At 69.4% G+C, this 20,158-nt stretch carries 22 protein-coding genes and 1 tRNA gene; 8 read left to right on the forward strand and 15 right to left on the reverse strand.

Features of this window, described 5'->3' with window-relative positions; all coding sequences use genetic code 11:
• The first annotated feature begins 34 nt into the window (after positions 1–34).
• From HRJ34_RS20930 to HRJ34_RS20940, 3 genes are all read left to right on the forward strand, one after another.
• A complete protein-coding gene (locus HRJ34_RS20930) occupies positions 35–1,261 on the forward strand; it encodes a mechanosensitive ion channel family protein (protein ID WP_208632301.1) in 1,227 nt (408 codons plus the stop codon).
• A gap of 119 nt (positions 1,262–1,380) precedes the next feature.
• Positions 1,381–1,866 carry a hypothetical protein gene (locus HRJ34_RS20935; RefSeq protein WP_208632302.1) on the forward strand — a complete coding sequence of 162 codons (486 nt, stop codon included), beginning with the start codon at positions 1,381–1,383 and terminating at the stop codon, positions 1,864–1,866.
• A gap of 21 nt (positions 1,867–1,887) precedes the next feature.
• Positions 1,888–2,268, forward strand: coding sequence for a nuclear transport factor 2 family protein (locus HRJ34_RS20940; RefSeq protein ID WP_012048685.1), 381 nt, complete (start codon positions 1,888–1,890; stop codon positions 2,266–2,268).
• Positions 2,269–2,320: 52 nt separating this feature from the next.
• On the opposite strand, the gene HRJ34_RS20945 is transcribed toward HRJ34_RS20940, so the two are convergent.
• Together HRJ34_RS20945 and HRJ34_RS20950 are read right to left on the reverse strand one after the other, a co-directional pair.
• Positions 2,321–2,396, reverse strand: a tRNA-Ala gene (locus HRJ34_RS20945).
• A gap of 156 nt (positions 2,397–2,552) precedes the next feature.
• On the reverse strand, positions 2,553–2,873 hold the full coding sequence (locus tag HRJ34_RS20950; RefSeq protein ID WP_012048674.1) for a TIGR02300 family protein: 321 nt from the start codon (positions 2,871–2,873) through the stop codon (positions 2,553–2,555).
• 116 nt (positions 2,874–2,989) lie between these two features.
• Between HRJ34_RS20950 and aroA the strand changes: the two genes are divergently transcribed.
• The 4 genes from aroA (at position 2,990) to HRJ34_RS20970 (ending at position 7,658) form a co-directional block, all read left to right on the forward strand.
• Positions 2,990–4,390, forward strand: a complete 1,401-nt coding sequence (gene aroA, locus HRJ34_RS20955) for a 3-phosphoshikimate 1-carboxyvinyltransferase (protein ID WP_208632303.1) — start codon at positions 2,990–2,992, stop codon at positions 4,388–4,390.
• Positions 4,387–5,013: a (d)CMP kinase gene (locus HRJ34_RS20960; RefSeq protein ID WP_012048672.1), complete on the forward strand. Its 627-nt coding sequence runs from the start codon at positions 4,387–4,389 to the stop codon at positions 5,011–5,013. Before aroA ends, HRJ34_RS20960 begins: the two co-directional genes overlap by 4 nt.
• A gap of 283 nt (positions 5,014–5,296) precedes the next feature.
• A complete protein-coding gene (rpsA, locus tag HRJ34_RS20965) occupies positions 5,297–7,006 on the forward strand; it encodes a 30S ribosomal protein S1 (protein ID WP_016746871.1) in 1,710 nt (569 codons plus the stop codon).
• 121 nt (positions 7,007–7,127) lie between these two features.
• On the forward strand, positions 7,128–7,658 hold the full coding sequence (locus HRJ34_RS20970; RefSeq protein WP_029993738.1) for a GNAT family N-acetyltransferase: 531 nt from the start codon (positions 7,128–7,130) through the stop codon (positions 7,656–7,658).
• Positions 7,659–7,768: 110 nt separating this feature from the next.
• Here the strand turns inward: HRJ34_RS20970 and HRJ34_RS29285 are convergent, their stop codons facing one another.
• The 8 genes from HRJ34_RS29285 to HRJ34_RS21005 form a co-directional block, all read right to left on the reverse strand.
• Entirely contained in the window at positions 7,769–7,921 is a 153-nt protein-coding gene (locus tag HRJ34_RS29285) for a hypothetical protein (RefSeq protein WP_226948876.1), read from the reverse strand.
• Between the two features lie 47 nt (positions 7,922–7,968).
• Positions 7,969–9,030, reverse strand: coding sequence for a capsule biosynthesis protein (locus HRJ34_RS20975; protein ID WP_226948877.1), 1,062 nt, complete (start codon positions 9,028–9,030; stop codon positions 7,969–7,971).
• A complete protein-coding gene (locus HRJ34_RS20980; protein WP_208632304.1) occupies positions 9,027–10,568 on the reverse strand; it encodes a capsular polysaccharide export protein, LipB/KpsS family in 1,542 nt (513 codons plus the stop codon). Before HRJ34_RS20980 ends, HRJ34_RS20975 begins: the two co-directional genes overlap by 4 nt.
• 140 nt (positions 10,569–10,708) lie before the next feature.
• Positions 10,709–11,296 (reverse strand): single-stranded DNA-binding protein, encoded by a 588-nt coding sequence (gene ssb, locus HRJ34_RS20985; protein ID WP_016746874.1) that lies wholly within the window; start codon positions 11,294–11,296, stop codon positions 10,709–10,711.
• Positions 11,297–11,422: 126 nt separating this feature from the next.
• Positions 11,423–13,288 (reverse strand): ferrous iron transporter B, encoded by a 1,866-nt coding sequence (feoB, locus tag HRJ34_RS20990; protein ID WP_208632305.1) that lies wholly within the window; start codon positions 13,286–13,288, stop codon positions 11,423–11,425.
• 13 nt (positions 13,289–13,301) lie between these two features.
• A complete protein-coding gene (locus HRJ34_RS20995; protein WP_012048665.1) occupies positions 13,302–13,568 on the reverse strand; it encodes a FeoA family protein in 267 nt (88 codons plus the stop codon).
• A 56-nt stretch (positions 13,569–13,624) separates the two neighbouring features.
• The gene (locus HRJ34_RS21000) at positions 13,625–14,287 is read right to left on the reverse strand and encodes a COQ9 family protein (RefSeq protein WP_012048664.1); all 663 of its coding nucleotides are present in this window, start codon (positions 14,285–14,287) and stop codon (positions 13,625–13,627) included.
• Complete coding sequence (locus tag HRJ34_RS21005) at positions 14,284–15,219, reverse strand: DMT family transporter (protein ID WP_012048663.1); 936 nt, start codon at positions 15,217–15,219, stop codon at positions 14,284–14,286. Before HRJ34_RS21005 ends, HRJ34_RS21000 begins: the two co-directional genes overlap by 4 nt.
• Before the next feature lie 56 nt (positions 15,220–15,275).
• On the opposite strand from HRJ34_RS21005, the gene HRJ34_RS21010 reads away from it, so the two are divergent.
• Positions 15,276–16,331: an alkene reductase gene (locus HRJ34_RS21010; protein ID WP_208632306.1), complete on the forward strand. Its 1,056-nt coding sequence runs from the start codon at positions 15,276–15,278 to the stop codon at positions 16,329–16,331.
• 107 nt (positions 16,332–16,438) lie between these two features.
• On the opposite strand, the gene ribH is transcribed toward HRJ34_RS21010, so the two are convergent.
• From ribH to HRJ34_RS21035, 5 genes are read right to left on the reverse strand one after another with little or no spacing between them, the layout of a single operon-like run.
• Positions 16,439–16,861, reverse strand: coding sequence for a 6,7-dimethyl-8-ribityllumazine synthase (gene ribH, locus HRJ34_RS21015; protein ID WP_012048661.1), 423 nt, complete (start codon positions 16,859–16,861; stop codon positions 16,439–16,441).
• Positions 16,862–16,872: 11 nt separating this feature from the next.
• The gene (gene ribB / locus HRJ34_RS21020) at positions 16,873–18,144 is read right to left on the reverse strand and encodes a 3,4-dihydroxy-2-butanone-4-phosphate synthase (protein ID WP_012048660.1); all 1,272 of its coding nucleotides are present in this window, start codon (positions 18,142–18,144) and stop codon (positions 16,873–16,875) included.
• 60 nt (positions 18,145–18,204) lie between these two features.
• Positions 18,205–18,822: a riboflavin synthase gene (locus HRJ34_RS21025; protein ID WP_012048659.1), complete on the reverse strand. Its 618-nt coding sequence runs from the start codon at positions 18,820–18,822 to the stop codon at positions 18,205–18,207.
• 1 nt (position 18,823) lies between these two features.
• On the reverse strand, positions 18,824–19,801 hold the full coding sequence (ribD, locus tag HRJ34_RS21030; protein ID WP_404947153.1) for a bifunctional diaminohydroxyphosphoribosylaminopyrimidine deaminase/5-amino-6-(5-phosphoribosylamino)uracil reductase RibD: 978 nt from the start codon (positions 19,799–19,801) through the stop codon (positions 18,824–18,826).
• The gene (locus tag HRJ34_RS21035; RefSeq protein WP_029993730.1) at positions 19,779–20,120 is read right to left on the reverse strand and encodes a hypothetical protein; all 342 of its coding nucleotides are present in this window, start codon (positions 20,118–20,120) and stop codon (positions 19,779–19,781) included. The genes ribD and HRJ34_RS21035 overlap by 23 nt, the downstream gene beginning before the upstream one ends.
• Between the last annotated feature and the right edge of the window lie 38 nt (positions 20,121–20,158).

Below are 20,158 nucleotides of genomic sequence, written 5' to 3' on the forward strand. Positions count from 1 at the left end.
CGCCTGTCGCCCGGCGACAGCGATATCGTCCCTGATGACCGACATTGCATCGATCCCGACCGCCCTGTCCCTTCTCCCCGAAGGGGCGCCCTGGCTCGAGACGTCGATCGGCCTGTGCCTGCTCGCCGCCGTCGCCTTTCTCGCCCATCTCCTTGTCCGGAAGATCATCCTGCGGCTGGCGCTGCGCCTGCTGCCCGACGACGGCGCAGCGCTGGCCGGGATCGCCGGGCGGCTCTCCGCAATCGTCCCGGCGATCATCGTCGCGCGCGGCGTCGGCGCCGTCCCGCACCTGCCCGATGCGGCCGTCGCCGTTGCCCGCAACGTCGTCAGCGCCTTCGTCATCCTGACGGTGATGCTGGCGGTCAGCGGCGCGCTCGACCTCGCCAACCAACTCTACCAGCGCCGCCCAGACGCGGCGAGCCGGCCGATCAAGGGCTATGTCCAGGTCGTCAAGATGCTGCTGTTCGCCGGCGCCGCGATCCTGATCGTCGCTGCGCTGATGGAACAGTCGCCGCTGCTGCTGCTGTCGGGGCTGGGGGCGATGGCCGCGGTGCTGATGCTGGTGTTCAAGGACACGATCCTGTCGCTGGTCGCCTCGGTCCAGCTCACCTCCAACGACATGCTGCGGGTCGGCGACTGGATCGAGATGCCGCAGCTCAACGCCGACGGCGACGTGATCGACATCGCGCTGCACACGGTGAAGGTGCAGAACTGGGACAAGACGATCACCACCATCCCCACCCACCGGCTCATCGCCGAAAGCTACAAGAACTGGCGGGGCATGCGCGAAGCGGGCGGGCGCCGGATCAAGCGCTCGCTGTCGATCGACCAGACCAGCATCCGCTTCCTGACCGGCGAGGAGCGGCAGGCGATGCGCCGCTTCGCGCTGATCGACGACTATCTCGACCGCAAGCGCGCCGAGCTGGACCGGTGGAACGAGCGGTTGGCGGCGGCGGGGCGCGATCCGGTGAACGATCGCCGCGCCACCAACATCGGCACCTTCCGCGCCTATGTCGTCGCCTATCTGCGCAGCCATGCCCGGGTGTCGCAGGACATGACGATGCTGGTCCGCCAGCTCCAGCCCGGTCCGCAGGGCCTGCCGCTCGAGATCTACTGCTTCACCGCGACCACGGCCTGGGCGGACTATGAGAGCATCCAGGCCGATATCTTTGACCATCTGCTCGCGATCCTGCCCGAATTCGGCCTGCGCCTGTTCCAGGAACCGAGCGGGCAGGACGTCCGCCGGCTGCTGGCGGCATAGGCGGCGCGGCCGGTCCGGAGAGCTGTCCGCCGTTCAGCATCGGCGTGACGACCATTCAAATGACTTGGCGCCGGCCGCGGTATAGCCTTGGCCCTCCATGACGGTTCGGAGGGAACAGGATGAGCGTTGCGGACCGGGACCCCGATCTCAACCGGCGGGCGCGCTTCACGCATCTCGACAGCGTCAAGGTGCAGGAGGTGCGCCGCCAGCGGCATGGCGACCGGATCGCCTCGATCCGCGACCAGTGGATGGAGTTCTCGCCGGCCTATCTGTCGCTCTATTGCCAATGGGACCCTGGCGTGATCGTCCGGTCGCACGGCCATTACAGCGATCACGTCATGTTCGTGATCGACGGCGACATGATGTGCGGCGATCGTTACTGCCCGGCCGGCACGCACATCGCCGTCGACAAGGGGCAGGCGATGGGGCCGTTCATCGCCGGGCCGAACGGCACCAGGCTGATCGAGGTGATGATGGGCGATCCCCGATCCTTTCCGGGCGACAACGACGCCTATGTCGCGCTGATGGAGGAGCGGGGCGTGGTCCAGCTCCCCGATCCGCCGATCGACATGCCGCCCTGGCTGAAGGACATGCGGGACAATTGAGGCGCCGGGAGGGAGATCGGCATGGATGAGCAATCGTTGATCGCCGCGGAGCATCGGCGCCGGCGGCTATCGGTCGACGGCGATGCCGCCGGGCTGGAAGCGATGATGGCGGACGGCTTCTATTATGCGCATCTCAACGGGATGACCGACGACCGCCTATCCTATCTGGCGCGGATCAGGGCCGGACAGGTCCAGTATACGACGATGACGGCGCACGACCTCGACGCGCACCTGATCGGCGCCGCCGGCTGGATCAGGGGCGTCTCCCGCGTCGGCTATCGCCGGCCCGACACCGGCGAGGAAGGCCTGGCCGAGACGCTGTTCCTCTCGGTCTGGGCGCATGAGGACGGGGCATGGCGGATCGCCGCCTATGCGTCGACCCAGCTTCCGGCGCAGGGGTAGCCGGCCGGCCGCTTCACGGCGTCATGGAGATGTTTCGTGGGGAATGGGAAAATGGTGGAGCCGAGGGGGATCGAACCCCTGACCTTCGCAATGCCATTGCGACGCTCTCCCAGCTGAGCTACGGCCCCGTGCCATTTTCGGTCGCTCGCCGGTTGGGCCCGGCGGCGGAGCGCGCCCTTTAGGTCAGGTTGCGGGGCCCTGCAAGAGCCCTTTTGCATGACGGACGGCTTTTTCGATGAAAGGGCGCCGGAATGCCGCATCGCTGGGCATTCCGGCGGGCCCGGTCAATTCTCGTCGTCGTCGTCGGCCGTGTTGAGGCCGATATCGTCGTCGCCGCCCAGGTCGACGTCGTCGTCCGGATTCTCCTCGGCGTCCTCGTCGATGTCGAGATCGTCGTCCGACAGGTCGGAATCGACCGCCTTCGGCTCGGGGCCCTCCTTCTTGGGCGCGTCGAACGGCAGCGGCTGCTTCGACTTCAGGACGGGATCGGGCTCCCACGCCGTGCCGCATTCGATGCAGGTGACGGGATCGTCCTTTTCCAGGTCATAGAAGCGGGTACCGCACTTCGGGCAGGTCCGCTTGGTGCCCCATTCCGGTTTCACCACGGTCGACAAACTCCAGATCGAAAATGAAGATGAATTCCCGGCCCCCCGCGTCAGCGGAAAGCCTGATCGCCGGGCGCCTTGCCATAGCGGAGCGCCGCTGTCAAAAGCCGCGCCCTATGCATGCCTCCTCGCCCCGACCCGCCAGCTTCTCGGCCCCCGGCCCGCTTCGCGGCAGCATCGCCGTGCCGGGCGACAAGTCGATCTCGCACCGCGCGCTGATGCTGTCGGCGCTGGCGATCGGCGAAAGCCGGGTCGAAGGGCTGCTGACCGGCGAGGACGTGCTCGCCACCGCCGCCGCCATGCGCGCCATGGGCGCGCATATCGTCAGGGAATCCGCCGCCACAGGCGGCGGTGGGCGCGCCATGGGCGCGTCGATCGAGCGCGGCGACGACGAGGTCTGGCGCATCCACGGCGTCGGCGTCGGCGGGCTGCTCCAGCCCGAGGGCGCGCTGGAGATGGGCAATTCGGGCACCTCGACCCGGCTGCTGATGGGCCTCGTCGCCAGCCACGCGATCACCGCCACCTTCACCGGCGACGCCTCGCTGTCGAAGCGGCCGATGAACCGGGTGATCGAGCCGCTGTCGCTGATGGGCGCCGACGTGACCGCCACCCCGGGCGGCAAGGGCGGCACGCTGCCGCTGATGCTGCGCGGGATCAGCCCGGCGGTGCCGATCGACTATCGGCTTCCGGTCGCCTCGGCGCAGGTCAAGTCGGCGGTGCTGCTCGCCGGGCTCAACACCCCCGGCATCACCCGGGTGATCGAGCCGGTCGCGACCCGCGACCATAGCGAGCGGATGCTCCGGGGCTTCGGCGCCGAGCTGGAGGTCGAGCAGGACGCTGACGGCGCGCGGATCATATCGATTCGCGGCGAGGCCGAGCTGCGGCCGCAGCATATCGTCGTGCCGGGCGACCCCTCCTCGGCCGCTTTCCCGGCGGTCGCGGCGCTGCTCGTGCCGGGGTCGGCGGTGACGATCGCCAATGTCGGCCTCAACCCCACCCGCGCCGCGCTGTTCGACGTGCTGCGGATGATGGGCGGCGACATCCAATTCGCCAATCCGCGCGAGGTCGGCGGGGAGCCGGTCGCCGACATCGTCGTGCGCCATTCGACGCTGAAGGGCATCGAGACCCCGGTCGAGACGGTCGCCTCGATGGTCGACGAATATCCGATCCTGTTCGTCGCGGCGGCGCTGGCCGAGGGGCGCACCGTCGCGCGCGGGCTGGAGGAGCTCCGGGTCAAGGAATCGGACCGGATCGCGGTGATGGCCGAGGGGCTGCGCGCGATCGGCGCCCGGGTCGAGGAGCTCGAGGACGGGCTGATCATCGACGGCACCGGCGGCGATCCGCTGCCCGGCGGCGCGACCATCGCCGCGCGACTCGACCATCGCATCGCGATGAGCTTCGCGGTCGCCGGGCTGGTGTCGAAGGCGGCGGTGACGATCGACGACATGGGCCCGGTCGCGACCAGCTTCCCGGGTTTCACCCGATTGATGGGCGAGCTGGGGGCGGTAGCGGCATGATCATCGCGGTCGATGGGCCGGCGGCGTCGGGCAAGGGCACGATCGCCAAGGCGCTCGCGCGCCATTACGGGCTGCCGCATCTCGACACCGGGCTGCTCTACCGCGCGGTCGGCGTGTCGGTGGAGCGGGCGGGCGGCGATCCCGCCGATCCGGCCGACGCGCTCGCCGGCTGCGCCTTCGATCCCGCGCTGCTCGGCGATCCCGCGCTCAAGACCGAAGCGGCGGGCCGGGCGGCCTCGCTCGTCTCGGTCCATCCGCCGGTGCGCGCGGCGCTGCTCGACCGGCAGCGCGCCTTCGCCGGCCAGCCGGGCGGGGCGGTGCTCGACGGGCGCGACATCGGCACGGTGATCGCGCCGCACGCCGACGCCAAGCTGTTCGTCACCGCCAGCAGCCTGGTGCGCGCCGAACGCCGCTTCCACGAGCTGGAGCGGATGGGCGCGGCCGTGCCGTTCGACGCGGTGATGGCCGACATCCTCGCCCGCGACGAACGCGATGCCGGGCGGTCTGCCGCACCGCTGCGGCAGGCCGACGATGCCGACTTGCTCGATACCAGCGATCTCGGTATAGACGCGGCCGTCCAACGGGCGATTTCGCTCGTGGAGGCCCGGACGGCGGACCGCTAGAAAGCGATCGCCAGCAGGCGCGACAGGGGGTCGGCAGCAACAGCCGATCCTTTGCCGTGCCTTTTATGCTTTCGGGGCTTCGCGATCGCAATCGCGTGGCGGATGCCGCGGAGGCATGGGGCTTCCGGGGCGGTTCTGGCCCACGACCTCGATCGAGCCGGGAATGAGCCCGGTTCGTGGATCGAGATCGCAAATCCCGATGAAAGCCTGATCCGATCGGGCTTTTAGACCTCCGGAGACAACCGGATGGCCGGAATAAATCGAAACAGGAAGACATTCGTCTATGGCCACTACGGCAAACCCGACCCGCGACGATTTCGCGGCTATGCTCAATCAGACCCTCGGCGGCGAGAATGAAGGCTTCGAAGGCCGCGTCGTCAAGGGCACCGTCACCGCGATCGAAAACGACATGGCCGTCATCGACGTCGGCCTGAAGTCGGAAGGCCGCGTGGCGCTGCGCGAATTCGCGCCCGCGCCCGGCCAGAAGGCCGATCTCAAGGTCGGTGACGAGGTCGAGGTCTATGTCGACCGCGTCGAGAACGTCCATGGCGAAGCGATGCTCAGCCGCGACCGCGCCCGCCGCGAAGCCGCCTGGGACAAGCTCGAAGCCGAATTCTCGCAGTCCAGCCGCGTCGAGGGCGTGATCTTCGGCCGCGTCAAGGGCGGCTTCACCGTCGACCTGAACGGCGCCGTCGCCTTCCTGCCGGGCTCGCAGGTCGACATCCGCCCGGTCCGCGACGTCACCCCGCTGATGGACATCCCGCAGCCGTTCCAGATCCTGAAGATGGATCGCCGCCGCGGCAACATCGTCGTGTCGCGCCGCGCCGTCCTCGAAGAGACCCGCGCCGAGCAGCGTTCGGGCCTGATCCAGTCGCTCCATGAGGGCCAGGTGATCGAGGGTGTCGTCAAGAACATCACCGATTACGGCGCCTTCGTCGACCTGGGCGGCATCGACGGCCTGCTGCACGTCACCGACCTCAGCTACAAGCGCGTCGGCCACCCGAACGAGATGATCAACATCGGCGACGTCGTGAAGGTGCAGATCATCCGCATCAACAAGGACACGCAGCGCATCTCGCTCGGCATGAAGCAGCTCGAGAGCGATCCGTGGGAGGGTGCGGCCGCCAAGTACCCGATCGGCGGCAAGTTCACCGGCCGCGTCACCAACATCACCGAATATGGCGCCTTCGTCGAGCTCGAGCCGGGCATCGAGGGTCTGGTCCACGTCTCGGAGATGAGCTGGACCAAGAAGAATGTCCATCCGGGCAAGATCGTCTCGACCAGCCAGGAAGTCGAAGTCGTCATCCTCGAGGTCGACGCCGACAAGCGCCGCATCTCGCTGGGCCTCAAGCAGGCGATCACCAACCCGTGGGAGGCCTTCGCCGAAGCGCACCCGGTCGGCTCGGTGGTCGAGGGCGAGGTCAAGAACGCGACCGAGTTCGGCCTGTTCGTGGGCCTCGACAACGACGTCGACGGCATGGTCCACATGTCGGACATCGCCTGGGGCGTGACCGGCGAGGAAGCCCTGTCGCTCCACCACAAGGGCGAGACCGTCAAGGCGATCGTGCTCGACATCGACTCCGAGAAGGAGCGCATCTCGCTCGGCATCAAGCAGCTCGAGCGCGGCGGCGTCGGCGCGGCGACCGCGGACGGCTCGAAGCTCAACAAGAACGCGGTCGTCACCGTCACGGTCCTCGCGATCACCGACGGCGGTCTCGAGGTGCAGGCGGGTGACGACGGCGCCGCCGGCTTCATCAAGCGCAGCGACCTCGGCCGCGACCGCGACGAGCAGCGTCCGGAGCGCTTCCAGGTCGGCCAGAAGTTCGACGCGATGGTGACCGGCTTCGACCGGTCGAAGAAGCCGACCTTCTCGGTCAAGGCGATGCAGATCGCCGAAGAGAAGCAGGCCGTCGCGCAGTACGGCTCGTCGGACTCGGGCGCTTCGCTCGGCGACATCCTCGGCGAAGCCCTCAAGGCCCGCCAGAACAGCTAAGCCTGTTCGAACGGAAAAAGGATCGGGGCGCGGAAGGCTTGCTTCCGCGCCCCTTTTCTTTTGCCTGGACCGAGACGGGACGGGCTTGACCTCGGCCCCCCGTCGCCCCCAGTCAGGCGGGATGACCGCAACGATCCGCATCGCCCGGCCCGAGGACGCCGCCGCGCTGGCCGCGCTCAAGCTTCGCACCTTTCGCGAGACCTTCCTGGAGGAAGGCTTCGCCATTCCCTATCCCCCCGCCGATCGCGCAATCTTCGAGACGGCGTCCTATTCGGCGCCGGCGGTCGCGGCGGAGCTCGCCGATCCGGCCCGGCGGACCTGGGTGGCCGATGCCGGCGACCGGCTGCTCGGCTATGCGCAGGTGGGCCCGTGCAAGCTGCCGCACCCCGAGGCGGGCGAAGCGCAGGGCGAACTCTACCAGCTCTACGTGCTGCGCGAGGCGCAGGGGATGAAGCTCGGCAAGGCGCTGCTCGACGCCGCACTCGGCCATCTCGCCGAGGCGCGGCCGGGGCCGGTGTGGCTCGGCGTCTGGTCGGGCAACGACAAGGCGCAGGCGGTCTATGCGGCGCGCGGCTTCGAGAAGGTCGGCGACTACCGCTTCAAGGTCGGCAGCTGGTATGACGAGGAATATATCCTGCGGAAGGATCGCTGACGTCTATCGTCATCCCGGCGGAGGCCGGGATCTCGGGAGGAGAAGAGGTCGCGACAGGAGCCGCCTGAGATGCCGGCCTCCGCCGGCATGACGAGGTTGGGGCCCGGGAGTTACTCCGCGGCCTGCGCGGTGCCTTCCAGATAGCGGCTCAGGTCGATGATCTTCGACGCTTCGACCAGGCGGGCGATCGATCCCTCGACCAGCATCTCGATCCCCTCGTCGCTGGCGAAGCCGCCATAGACGAGGCAGCGGGCCTGGAGCACGCGCGCGAAGGCGTCCCAGATGCGCGGGTCGGGCGGGGTCGGGTTGCTCAGAAGGCGTCGAGCGGACCTTCGAAGGTGATGCCGGGGATGTTGTAGACCGCCTGGCCCAGCGCGATCACGGGGATGCCGCAGGCCAGCGCCAGCGTGCCGGTGGTGCTGTTGACGGTGACGACGCCCAGCGAATTCTCGACGATGTCGTCGATCTTGCCGCCCTTGGCGAAGAGCACCCGGTCCTCGACGTTGAGCCGCCGCGCCTCGCGCCGGATGAAGCGGCGCCAGCTGAACAGGCTGCTGTCGAGCGGATGTTCCTTGACGAGCAGATAGGTGTCGCCGGGCGCCGAGCGGGCGAAGCTCTCGATCACATAGGAGGCGCCCGCCTGCATCGTGCCGAACAGCGAATGGACGCGGATCTGGTGGTCCGACGAGAGCTGGAGCGGCAGCGCGAAATAGCGCTTGCCCTCGAGCGTCGCGAGCGCGGTCTCGGCCTGCTCCTCATGGACGCTGCGCAGCGCGAACTGCTTGAGCCAGCCGAGCGCCTCGGCCGGGGCGGAGCGGTCGCGGTGCGACTTGTAGTGTGGGAAGCGCCAGCGGCCGATCGAGGTCCGCGCATAATAGCTGGTGGCCTCCTGCGCGCGCCGCCGGAAGCGCGACGGCACGGTCGGCAGCTTGGCGAGCGGCGGCAGGGTCCGCGCCGCGTCGAGATACCATTTGGGATCGCGCGGCAGCGAGCTGTGGCCGTTGACGCCGTCGAGCTCCAGCGTCGCCCAGTCGGGGCGGATATAGCCTTCCTCGAAGACGTGGACGCGCACGCCGCGCAGCCGCGCCATGCCGCGCGCGGCGTTGTGGAGCGGGCGGCAGTCGCCGAACAGGATCACGTCGGTGATCGCATGCTGGACCAGATAGTCGTCGACGAAGCTCGGCCAGCGCTCGGCGGTGCCGCGATAGTCGATCGCGGGGCCGGTCCAGGACGCGGCGTCGCCGGCGTTGAGGTTGATGCGATGGACGGCATGGCCCAGCTCGCGCAGCGCCGCTCCGAGCCGGTCGAAGAAGGGACCGGGGGGACCCTGCAGGAATAGGAAGCGCTGCTTGGCGATGTCGTGCAGCTTCATGCCCGGCCTCCCGCGGCGGCGAGGCCGCGCCGCAGCCGTCCCTGCAACCGCCGCAGCCGGGTCAGGATCGTCTCCTGGGGAACGGGTTGGGCCGCGAGCCGCTCGACCAGTATTTCGGGAGGGCAGGGGAGCTTGGTGACCGGATCGAGGTAGCGCGGGTACTGGATCAAGGTTGCCGCCACAAGCTGCGCTTTCGTTATGTTGCGGCCCCGTCGCCGTTCAATGGGCGGAGCCATGTCCCGCGTCAATCCCCAACCTGCATAGAAGGGTTGCCCATGCGTAACAACCTCGCAGCCGCGGATCAGCGCCTCGAATCCCGATAGCGAGGTGAGCACGTGGATCGCGTCGACGCTGTCGAGCAGCGACGCCATCGGCACGTCGCGCAGCACCAGGTCGACATGGGCGAGCGCCTCCGCGTCGGGGACGGCGCCGCGCCGGTGGCCGGCATCGACGTCGGGATGCGGCTTGAAGATCAGGAAGGCGTCGGGCTCGGCGGCGCGGGCGCGCCGGATCAGGTCGAGATTGCCCTCGACCCCCGCCGCGCCGAGACGGACCGACAGATCGTCCTCGACCTGGCCGGTGACGAGCACCAGCCGGCGGCCCTTGACCGGCCGCTCATAGGGGCGGCCGCCGCTGGCATATTTGCTGATCCCCTTCTCGACCAGGTCGCGCATCAGCCGCTCGGCGCGGGCGATCAGCACGGGGTTGTCGATCGGGGTGGCGATCAGCCGCTCCAGCTCGGACGGGCGATTGGGATCGAGGTGGAGCCCCTCGCGGTCGAGGATGATCGAATGGGGCGGATGGCAGTCGCTGCCGAGGCCGGTCGAGCGCAGGAAGCCGTCCTCGACCGGATGGACGGCGACGCCGTGCGCGGCCGCCTCGGCATCGAGCCCGCGCGGCGCCTTGGACGGCCACACCGCGATCATGCCCGCAACGGTGCGGGCGGCGCGGACCGCGTCGTCGGCCGAGCGGGCGAAATGCAGCGGCTCGCCCGGCCACAGCATCGCCTCCACCTCGCGCCGCTTCCATCCGGCGATGCCGGCGGCGACGGCGATGCCGCGATTATGGTCGATCGTCTGGCGCCAGAAGGCGAGCTGCTCGACCGCCGCCTCGATCGACACGGGCCGGCCCGAATAGGGATCGCGATAGTCGGCGGCGTCGATCAGCCAGCAGGTGATCGCGCGTTCGAGCGGATCGGGGGCGCCGTCGCGGGCGATGTCGGCGAAGCGGCCGTCGCTCAGCCAGTCGACCTCGGCCCCCGCGATCCAGGCGAGCAGCCCGGCCTCGTCGTCGCCCTGCGCGGCGACCGGCGATCCGGCGGCGATCCGCGTCCAGACATTGGCGGCGCCGGGGCTCCAGAAGTCGCCGCCGATCCGTTCCGCGGCGATCTGCTCCGCCAGCCGCCGCGCCCGCTCGATCTCGGCCGCCGAAAGCTCGCCGCGCGGCGCCGGCAGCCGCGCGGCGCGGCTCACCGCCGCGGTGTCGGCCGGCGTGCCCGGAAAGGGAGGGGACCGAAGGACCGGCGCGAGGAGTCTCATCTCATCGTTCAGCGCGGGCAAGTTTGTTCATCGCGGGAAAATACGCCCCCGTCACATTCGATCAACCGCCTGAACGACGCCGGACCCCTGATCCGGGGCGGTTCGTCCTGATTCGGGGAAGGTTCCGGCCGAAGCGGCCGTTAGAAGGGAACGTCGTCGTCGAGGTCGCCGGCGTCGAACGGGTCGGACTTGCGCGCGGCGCCGCCGCTGCTCCCGCCCCGGGTGCCGCCGCCGAAATTGCCGCCACTGGAGGCGCCGCCGCCGAAGCCGGCGCCGCTGCCATAGCCGTCGTCATCGCCCCAGCCGCCACCGCCGCCCGAGCCGCCGCCCATCGCGCCGCCGCCGCCGCCACCGCCGAAATTGCCGCCGCCGCCCTCGGCACGGTCGAGCAGCACCATCACGGCGTTGAAGCCCTGGAGCACGACCTCGGTCGAATAGCGCTCCTGGCCCTGCTGGTCGGTCCATTTGCGGGTCTGGAGCTGGCCTTCGAGATAGACCTTGCTGCCCTTGCGCAGATAACGCTCGGCGACGTTGGCGAGCGCTTCGTTGAAGATCGCGACCGAATGCCACTCGGTCTTGTCGCGGCGCTCGCCGGTGTTGCGATCCTTCCACTGCTCCGAGGTCGCGACGCGCAGGTTCACCACCTTGCCGCCGTTCTGGAAGCTCCGCGACTCGGGGTCGCGACCCAGATTGCCGACCAGGATGACCTTGTTCACGCTGCCTGCCACGGCATTCTCCTTAAGGGTTCGGTCGACAGCCGGAACCGTCCCAGGACGGCTTCGAACGACTGTCGGCAAGACATGTCGGGTAGCGCGGGCAAGGGGGGTGTGCAAGGCCCCCGACGATAGCCGCCGTCAAAGCCCGAGAGCGACCGCCGTCCAATAGGTCGCGCCCGCCGCGACATAAGCGAGGGCGAAGAGATAGGCGAGCATGAAGCCCGTCCATTTCCACCCGTTGGTCTCCCGCCGGACCACGGCGATCGTCGATATGCACTGCGGCGCGAACACGAACCAGGCGAGGAAGGCGAGCGCGGTCGGCAGCGACCAGCGGCCGCGCAGCCGTTCGACCAGCGATTTCTCCTGCACCGTCTCGTCGTCGGCGTCGACCGCATAGACGGTGGCGAGCGCCGACACCGCGACCTCGCGCGCCGCCATCGCCGGGATCAGCGCCAGCGCCATGTCGCGGTTGAAGCCGATCGGGCGGAACACCGGCTCTAGCCCGTTGGCGATCCGGCCCGCGACCGAATAGTCGATCGACGGCAGGTCGTAATCGGCGGGCGGCTTCGGGAAGGAGACGAGCAGCCACAGCACCACCGTGGTGAAGGCGATGATCGTGCCGGCGCGCTTGAGGAAGATCAGCGCGCGCTGCCACAGCCCCAGCACGATGTCGCGCAGGATCGGCATCTGGTAGCGCGGCATCTCCATCATGAAGCCGGGCGGCGGGCCCTTGGTGACGGTGCGGCGCAGGACATAGGCGGCGAGCATCGCGCCCGCGATCCCGGCGATGTAGAGCCCGAACAGGACCAGGCCCTGGAGGCCGATTCCGGGCCCGATGTCGCGCGCCGGGATGAACGCGCCGATGATCACCGCATAGACCGGCAGCCGCGCCGAGCAGGTCATCAGCGGCGCGATCAGGATCGTCGTCAGCCGGTCCTTGGGATCGTCGATCGTGCGGGTCGCCATGATGCCGGGAATGGCGCAGGCGAAGGAGGAGAGCAGCGGGATGAAGGCGCGCCCCGACAGCCCGACCCGCGCCATCAGATGGTCCATGATGAATGCCGCGCGGACCATGTAGCCCGACGCTTCGAGCAGCAGGATGAACAGGAACAGGATCAGGATCTGCGGCAGGAAGACGACCACCGCGCCGACGCCGGCGATCAGCCCCTCGACGATCAGCGACCGCAGGAAGCCGGCGGGCATCGTCGCCGTCACCGTGCCCTGCAGGTCGACGAAGGCGCCGTCGATCAGGTCGACCGGCGCGGCGGACCAGGCGAACACCGCCTGGAACATCACGAACAATATGGTGGCGAGCAGGATCGGGCCGAGTATCGGGTGGAGCGCGATCGCGTCGGCGCGATGCGTCCAGCGGCGCTTGAAATTCTCCTCGGTCGTCGCGGCGACGGCGATCGCGCGGGCGCGGCGCTGCAACTCGACGATGTCCTCGTGCAGCGCCGGATGATCGGCGTCGATGCGGACCGCGCCGCCGCTCGCCGACAGCATGCCGATCGCGGTCTTGAGCTCCTCGATCCCCCGGCGGCGCACCGCGACGGTCGGGATGACGGGCACGCCCAGTTCGGCCGACAGCCGGGCGGCGTCGATCGTCAGGCCGTCGCGCTCGGCCATGTCGACCATGTTGAGCGCGACCACGGTCGGCAGGCCGAGCGCGATGAGCTGCAGCGCGAAGCGCAGATGGTTGTCGAGGTTGGTCGCGTCGATCACGACCAGCAGCGCCGACGGCAGCCGCTCGCCCTCCTGCTTGCCGAGCAGCACGTCGTGGGTCACCGCCTCGTCGGGGCTCGACGGCTGCAGGCTGTAGGTGCCCGGCAGGTCGAGCAGCTCGACAGGGCGTCCGTCGGCCAGGCTCATTCGCCCCGATTTGCGCTCGACGGTGACGCCGGGATAATTGCCGACTTTCTGGCGGGCGCCGGTCAGGGCATTGAACAGGGCGCTCTTGCCGGCATTGGGATTGCCGGCCAGCGCGACCAATGGTGTGGGGTTCATCGGCTCTGGCAGCTCATTTGCTTTTGAGGGGGCCGACCGCGATCGCGGCGGCCTGGGCACTGCGCAGCGCCACCGTCATGCGGCCGATCCGGCAGGCGATCGGATCGACGCCGAACGGGCCCTTGTGCAGCTTCTCGACCGGCACGCCCTCGTCGACGCCCAGTTCGCGCAGCCGGCGGGCGTCGCGTTCGCTGAGCCTGTTCCAGTCGATCCCGACGATCGCGCCGCCGCTTCTCAGCGGCAGCTTGTCGAGGGTGATCGGTGCGGCATCATCGTCCATGCTGCGAGTGATTATCAATAACTGGTGGCGAAAGCCAGCGCTAAGGTGCGCGCCATCTACCCCTCGATGCGGTAGCGCAGGCGGCCGAGGAAGCGGGCCGGGCTGAAATGCCGGTCGGGATCGGGCTTCAGCCGCGCCTTGAGCTTCTCGACCTTCATGACGTCGTCGATTCGCCGGTCGAGGAAGGCGCGGGTGTCGGCGAAGCCTTCGCTGTCGTCGTCCATCCACGCGGTCATCGTCGCCACGTAGAGCGCGGTCAGCGTGGCGCGCTTGCTGTACCAGGCGGCGTCGACGCTGGCGTCGCCGATCGCGCGCCACATGCCGTCCGCCGCGCGCCAGGCGAGCTTGCCGCCGCGCGCGACATGGACGGGACGGGCGAGGATGGCGATCGCGCGGCGCAGCGCGTCGGGATGGCGGGTGGCCTCTTCGAGGCGGGCGAGCAGCGCGGCGCGGATGCGGTCGCGGATCTTCATCGCCGGCAGGTCGAGCGCGGCGAGCTTCGTCGCCATCGTGCGGTCGATGCTCTCGAACCAGGCATCGATCATGTCGATCGCCCCCTTGGGGAAGCAGAGCGCGGCGCGATCGGCGGGAACGCCCAGCTCGGCCGCGGCGCCCGCGATCGCCGTCTCGCCCCAGCCGTCGAAGGCGGCATGGGCGGGCAGCGCCTCGGCCAGCGCCATGCGCAGCTCGTCCAGGGTCATGTCGATCGGCGCGATCATGGCGCGGGTTCTACGACCGGGCGGCGCGCCTGACCAGCCCCGCCGGCGCGGACCAGCACCAGCGCGGCGCAGATGGCGAGGCCACCGGCGATGTCGAGCGCGCCGAGCCGCTCGCCATATTGGAGGCTGCCGATCAGCGCCGCGACGAAGGGCTGGGTCAGCAGGCCGAGGCCGATCACCAGCGGCGACAGATGGCCGATCGCGTAGATCATGCAGCCCTGGCCGATCACCTGGCTGCCGATCGCGAGCAGCAGCAGCGGGGTCCAGTCATGGGGCAGCATGCGCCCGCCATCGGCCAGCGCGAACAGCAGCAGCGGCGCCATGCCGGCGAGCGTCGAGATCAGCAGCACCGGCATCGGCTGGAGCAGCCCGCGCGCCCGCGTCATCGCGATCAGATAGCCGGTGTAGAGCACGCCGGCCGAGATGCAGAGCAGGTCGCCGGTCAGGTAGCGCGTGTCGAGCTGGTAGGAGCGGCCGAGCAGCAGGACCGTGCCGAGCGCGGCGAGGACCAGCGCCGCCGACTGGAAGGGATTGGGCAGGGTGCGGGTTGTGATCAGCACATAGGCGGCGAGCAGGAAGCTGGCGACGTTGCCGAACAGCGTCGCATTGGCGAGCTTGGTGTGGTGGATGCCGATGTGCCAGGTGCCGAGATCGGCGGCGAAGCACAGCCCGCCGATCGCGATCACCCCCAGCATGGCGGGCGACAGGCGCGGGATCGGCTGGCGGGCGAGCCGGGTCAGCAGGAACAGGAAGGGCGCCGCGAGCGCGAGCCGCCAGAAGGCCGACGACAGCGAGGAGACGTCGGCGAGCCGGACCAGCCACGGCCCGAAGGCGAGCGCGACATTGCCGACCACCATCGCCGCATAGGCGCGGACCATGACAGCCCGGCTTTCGCGGGGGCGAGCAAATCTTGTCTCGTCGGGCCGGTGCATCGCCCGGCGGCTCGTCCTACCTTTTGCTCCATCACGCAAGTGCGAAAGGTTCCGGCATGCCGACTTTGTTCGATCCCATCCGCCTCGGCGCCATCGAGGCGCGCAACCGCATCATCATGGCCCCGCTCACCCGCGCGCGGGCGACGCGCGCGGCGGTGCCGGTGCCGATCATGGCCGAATATTATGCGCAGCGCGCCTCGGCCGGGCTGATCATCAGCGAGGCGACCGGGATCAGCCGCGCCGGGCTCGGCTGGCCGCATGCGCCCGGCATCTGGAACGAGGAGCAGGTCGCGGCCTGGCGGCCGGTGACCGACGCGGTCCACGTCGCCGGCGGACGGATCGTCAGCCAACTCTGGCATATGGGCCGCGTCGTCCATCCGTCGGTCAGCGGGCAGCAGCCGGTCTCCGCCTCGGCGATCACCGCGCCCGACCTCGCCATGACCTATGAGGGCGACCAGCCCTATACCGAGCCCCGGCCTTTGCGGATCGACGAGGTGCCTGCGCTGCTCGACGACTATGCGCGGGCGGCGCGCAACGCGATCGCGGCGGGTTTCGACGGGGTGCAGATCCACGCCGCGAACGGCTATCTGATCGACCAGTTCCTGCGCGATTCGTCGAACCGCCGCACCGACATCTATGGCGGGTCGATCGAGAACCGCACCCGCCTGCTGGGCGAGGTGACGCGCGCCGTGGTCGACGCGGTCGGCGCCGAGCGGACCGGGGTGCGGCTGTCGCCCAACGGCGTCATCCAGGGCGTCGACGACAGCGATCCCGAGCCGCTGTTCACCGCGGCGGCGGCGCTGCTGTCCGACATCGGCATCGCCTTCCTCGAGATTCGCGAGCCGAGCGGGCTCGACCATCCCCCGGTCGGGCCGGCGATGCGGCGCGCCTTCGACGGGCCGTTCATCGTCAACGCCGGCTATGACGCGGCGGGCGCGCAGGCCGCGCTCGACAGCGGGGCGGCCGACGCGGTCAGCTTCGGCAAGCCGTTCATCGCCAATCCCGACCTGCCGCAACGCTTCAGCAAGGGCCTGCCGATCCTGCGGGCCGACGTCGCGACCTTCTACGCGCAGGGGCCGGAGGGCTATATCGACTATCCCAGCGCGGCGTAGGGCGGCCTCAAGACGTCATCCCGGCGAAAGCCGGGATCTCTCTTCTTTTCGTTCGGGTGCGGAAAGGCAGTGAGATCCCGGCTTTCGCCGGGATGACGATTATTACCTCAGCCCGCGAACTTCTCGCGCAGCTCCATCATCCGCAGCGCGGCCTTGGCCGCCTCGCCGCCCTTGTCCTTCTCGGTGCGGCGGGCGCGGGTGAGGGCCTGGGCTTCGTTCTCGACGGTGAGGATGCCGTTGCCGATCGCGAGGCTGTCCATCGACAGCGCCATCAGACCGCGCGCGCTCTCGTTCGAGACCACCTCGAAATGATAGGTCTCGCCGCGGATCACGACGCCGAGCGCGACGAAACCGTCATAGCGGCCGCTTTCCGCCGCCATCGCGATCGCGCCCGGCACTTCGAGCGCGCCGGGGACGGTGATCGTCTCGTGCTTGTGGCCCGCGTCCTCGATCGCGGTGCGCGCGCCGTCGAGCAGCAGGTCGTTGAGATGGTCGTAGAAGCGCGCTTCGACGATGAGCAGCTTGGCCATATTCTCGCTTTCTATTCCGCCAGGATCGGACGTTCGCCTACGATCGACAGGCCATAGCCGTCCAGCGCGATCAGCGTGTGGTGCGAATTGGTCAGCAGAAGCATGTCGTGGACGCCCAGCTCGGTCAGGATCTGCGCGCCGACGCCATAGTCGCGCAGCTCGTCCATCACCGACTTGTCGCCCGTGTTGCGCGCCTCGACCGCACGGCTCATCCAGCCGCCGACCCGCCGGTTGAGGATGACGATCACGCCGGCGCCTTCCTCCGCGATGATCTCCATCGATCGCTGGATCAGGTTCGACCGCGGGCCTTCCTCGCCATAGATGTCGGTGAAGGGCGACAGCAGGTGCATGCGGACCAGGGTCGGGGTCTCGGGGTCGATATGGCCCTTCACCAGCGCGGTCTGCTCGGTCCCGGTCGCCTTGTTGAAGAAGGTGATCATCTTCCACTCGCCGCCCCAGCGGCTGTCGAAGCGCGCCTCGGCGCGCCGTTCGACGAGATGGTCGTGCTTGCGGCGATAGGCGATCAGGTCGCGGATCGTGCCGATCTTCAGCTTGTGGGTGCGGGCGAACTCGACCAGCGAATCCATCCGCGCCATCGTCCCGTCGTCGTTCATGATCTCGCAGATCACGCCCGACGGGTTGAGCCCGGCGAGCCGCGCGACGTCGACCGCCGCCTCGGTATGGCCGGCGCGGACCAGCACGCCGCCGGGCTTGGCGACCAGCGGGAAGACATGGCCGGGGGTGACGATATGCTCGGCGCCCTTGGCGGCGTCGATCGCCACCGCGACGGTGCGGGCGCGGTCGGCGGCGGAGATGCCGGTGGTGACGCCGTCCTTCGCCTCGATCGAGACGGTGAAGGCGGTTTCGTGCCGGGTGCCGTTGTTGCGGCTCATCAGCGGCAGGCCGAGCTGGTCGATCCGCTCCTGCGTCATCGACAGGCAGATCAGGCCGCGGCCGTAGCGGGCCATGAAGTTGATCGCATCGGGGGTCGCCATCTGCGCCGGGATGATCAGGTCGCCCTCATTCTCCCGGTCCTCGTCGTCGACCAGGATGAACATCCGGCCGTTGCGCGCCTCGTCGATGATCTCCTCGATCGGCGACAGGCCCGAATAGGACAGGTAGCTTTCGAGCTTCTTGAGCGTCTCCGCCGTCGGGTTCCAATCGGGGTCGTCGAGCGACCGCAGCGAATTGGGGTGGAGGCCGGCGGCGCGGGCGATGCCGGAGCGGGAGACGCCGCGCTCGGCGACGGCGGTGCGGATGCGTTCGATCAGTTCGGTGCTCATGCGGCGTGAATATCACACCGCAATATGCCCTACAATCCAAGAATCACATTATAATGTGATTTATCGCTTCGTCAGTGACCGGAGCTGTTCCATCCGCCCGAGATAGCGGGCGAGCACGTCGATCTCCAGATTGACGCTGTCATGGACGGTCATGCCGCCCAGCGTCGTCACCGCGGCGGTGTGCGGGATGATGTTGAGGCCGAAGACGGTGCTGCCGTCGGGCTGGTCGGTGACGCTGTTGACGGTCAGCGAGATGCCGTCGATCGCGATCGAGCCCTTCGGCGCCAGATAGGGGGCGAGTTCGGCGGGCGCGCGGATCTCCAGCCGGGTCGAGTCGCCCTCGGCCGCGATCGAGACGATCGTGCCGACGCCGTCGACATGGCCGGTGACGATATGTCCGCCCAACTCGTCGCCGACCTTGAGCGAGCGTTCGAGGTTGAGGCGGCGGCCCGTCTCCCAGCGGCCCGGCGCGGTGCGCGAGACGCTTTCGTGGCTGATGTCGACGGCGAACCAGTCGGGGCCCAGCTCGACGACGGTCATGCACGCGCCCGAACAGGCGATCGAGGCGCCGATGTCGATGGTGCCGGTGTCGTAGCCGCAGGCGATCCGCACATGCAGGTCGCCGCGCATCTCGGTCGCGCTGATCGTGCCGACGTCGGTGATGATGCCTGTGAACATGTCAGGCCCGCTCGTAGATGGAGAGACGGTCGATGCCAAGCGTCCGCGTGTCGGCGAGCCGCCAGCGATCATGCGCGGCGGCGAGGTCGGCGAGGCCGATGTCGCCGATCGCGGAGCGGCCGGCGCCGACGACGATCGGCGCGGTGTAGAGCAGCAGCCGGTCGACCAGGTCGGCGGCGAGGAAGGCGGCGGCGGCGCCCGCCCCGCCCTCGACGAACAGATGGTCGACCCCGTCGAGGCCGGCGATGGCGGCGGGATCGCGCAGCGCCGTCCAGCCCTCGGGCGCCGCGCCATGGCCGAGCACCGCGCGGCGCGGGCTGCGCTCTTCGAGGCCGGGCAGGCGGACGTCGAGCCCGGGCGAATCGGCCTCCAGCGTGCCGCGCCCGACCAGGATCATCTCGTGCCGGGCGCGTTCGAGATGGGCGTGGGCGCGGGCGGCGGGGCCGGTGATCCAGCGGCTCGACCCGTCGGGCAGCGCGATCCGCCCGTCGAGCGAGGTGGCGAGCTTGAGCGTGACATGCGGGCGGCCCTTCGACCGGCGCGTCAGGAAGCCGGCCATCGCCGCGCGCGCCGCGGCGGCCTCGACCCCGGCGGCGACGGCGATCCCCGCTGCTTCGATCCGGGCGATGCCGCGCCCGTCGGTGCGCGGATCGGGATCGCGCAGCGCGATCACCACGCGCGCCGGCTTCGCCGCGACGATCAGGTCGGCGCAGGCGGGGCCGCGCGCCGAGACATGGGCGCAGGGTTCGAGGGTGGCGTAGAGCGTCGCGCCGGCGATGTCGCCGGCGGCCTCGATCGCGATCGCCTCGGCATGGGGGCGGCCGCCCGCGCCGGTCCAGCCGCGCCCGATCACCCGCCCGTCGCGGACGATGACGCAGCCGACATTGGGATTGGGCGCGGTCCGCCCGCGGCCGCGCCCCGCGAGGGCGACGGCCGAGAGCATCCAGCGGCGGTCGTCAGCGCTTGGGCTGCTGCTCATAATCGATGCCGAGCTGGTCTGCGAGCTTGCGATAGCCGCGCTGCTTCTCGGCGAGGGCGGCGTCGCGGATCTTCTGGTCGGCGATGTTCTGCTTGACGATCTCGGCGTCGGTGCGGCTGGCGGGCCAGCTCTGCGCATAGATGATCTGCGCCTTGGGCGGGTCCATCTTCGAATCGACGTAGAAGCCGGTGACGATGATCACCGGCATCAGCACCGACACCAGCGCGATCAGCAGCTTGTGCCGCTCCTGCTGGCGCAGCAGCGCCTTGAAGTCGGCCCAGACGGCGGAGGGTTTCGAAGGGCGGGGGAAGACGGCCATGGCCGCCTAGATAGTGGCCGAAGGCCCGCCGCGCCAGC

It is taken from the genome of Rhizorhabdus wittichii, assembly GCF_017607425.1.
GTDB classification, from domain to species: domain Bacteria; phylum Pseudomonadota; class Alphaproteobacteria; order Sphingomonadales; family Sphingomonadaceae; genus Rhizorhabdus; species Rhizorhabdus wittichii.

Coding starts and splice junctions, on each gene's coding strand:
- HRJ34_RS20930 (WP_208632301.1), top strand. CDS start 35: ATGACCGACATTGCATCGATCCCGACCGCCCTGTCCCTTCTCCCCGAA.
- HRJ34_RS20935 (WP_208632302.1), top strand. CDS start 1,381: ATGAGCGTTGCGGACCGGGACCCCGATCTCAACCGGCGGGCGCGCTTC.
- HRJ34_RS20940 (WP_012048685.1), top strand. CDS start 1,888: ATGGATGAGCAATCGTTGATCGCCGCGGAGCATCGGCGCCGGCGGCTA.
- aroA (WP_208632303.1), top strand. CDS start 2,990: ATGCATGCCTCCTCGCCCCGACCCGCCAGCTTCTCGGCCCCCGGCCCG.
- HRJ34_RS20960 (WP_012048672.1), top strand. CDS start 4,387: ATGATCATCGCGGTCGATGGGCCGGCGGCGTCGGGCAAGGGCACGATC.
- rpsA (WP_016746871.1), top strand. CDS start 5,297: ATGGCCACTACGGCAAACCCGACCCGCGACGATTTCGCGGCTATGCTC.
- HRJ34_RS20970 (WP_029993738.1), top strand. CDS start 7,128: ATGACCGCAACGATCCGCATCGCCCGGCCCGAGGACGCCGCCGCGCTG.
- HRJ34_RS20975 (WP_226948877.1), bottom strand. CDS start 9,030: ATGAAGCTGCACGACATCGCCAAGCAGCGCTTCCTATTCCTGCAGGGT.
- HRJ34_RS20980 (WP_208632304.1), bottom strand. CDS start 10,568: ATGAGACTCCTCGCGCCGGTCCTTCGGTCCCCTCCCTTTCCGGGCACG.
- feoB (WP_208632305.1), bottom strand. CDS start 13,288: ATGAACCCCACACCATTGGTCGCGCTGGCCGGCAATCCCAATGCCGGC.
- HRJ34_RS20995 (WP_012048665.1), bottom strand. CDS start 13,568: ATGGACGATGATGCCGCACCGATCACCCTCGACAAGCTGCCGCTGAGA.
- HRJ34_RS21000 (WP_012048664.1), bottom strand. CDS start 14,287: ATGATCGCGCCGATCGACATGACCCTGGACGAGCTGCGCATGGCGCTG.
- HRJ34_RS21005 (WP_012048663.1), bottom strand. CDS start 15,219: ATGCACCGGCCCGACGAGACAAGATTTGCTCGCCCCCGCGAAAGCCGG.
- HRJ34_RS21010 (WP_208632306.1), top strand. CDS start 15,276: ATGCCGACTTTGTTCGATCCCATCCGCCTCGGCGCCATCGAGGCGCGC.
- ribH (WP_012048661.1), bottom strand. CDS start 16,861: ATGGCCAAGCTGCTCATCGTCGAAGCGCGCTTCTACGACCATCTCAAC.
- ribB (WP_012048660.1), bottom strand. CDS start 18,144: ATGAGCACCGAACTGATCGAACGCATCCGCACCGCCGTCGCCGAGCGC.
- HRJ34_RS21025 (WP_012048659.1), bottom strand. CDS start 18,822: ATGTTCACAGGCATCATCACCGACGTCGGCACGATCAGCGCGACCGAG.
- ribD (WP_404947153.1), bottom strand. CDS start 19,801: ATGAGCAGCAGCCCAAGCGCTGACGACCGCCGCTGGATGCTCTCGGCC.
- HRJ34_RS21035 (WP_029993730.1), bottom strand. CDS start 20,120: ATGGCCGTCTTCCCCCGCCCTTCGAAACCCTCCGCCGTCTGGGCCGAC.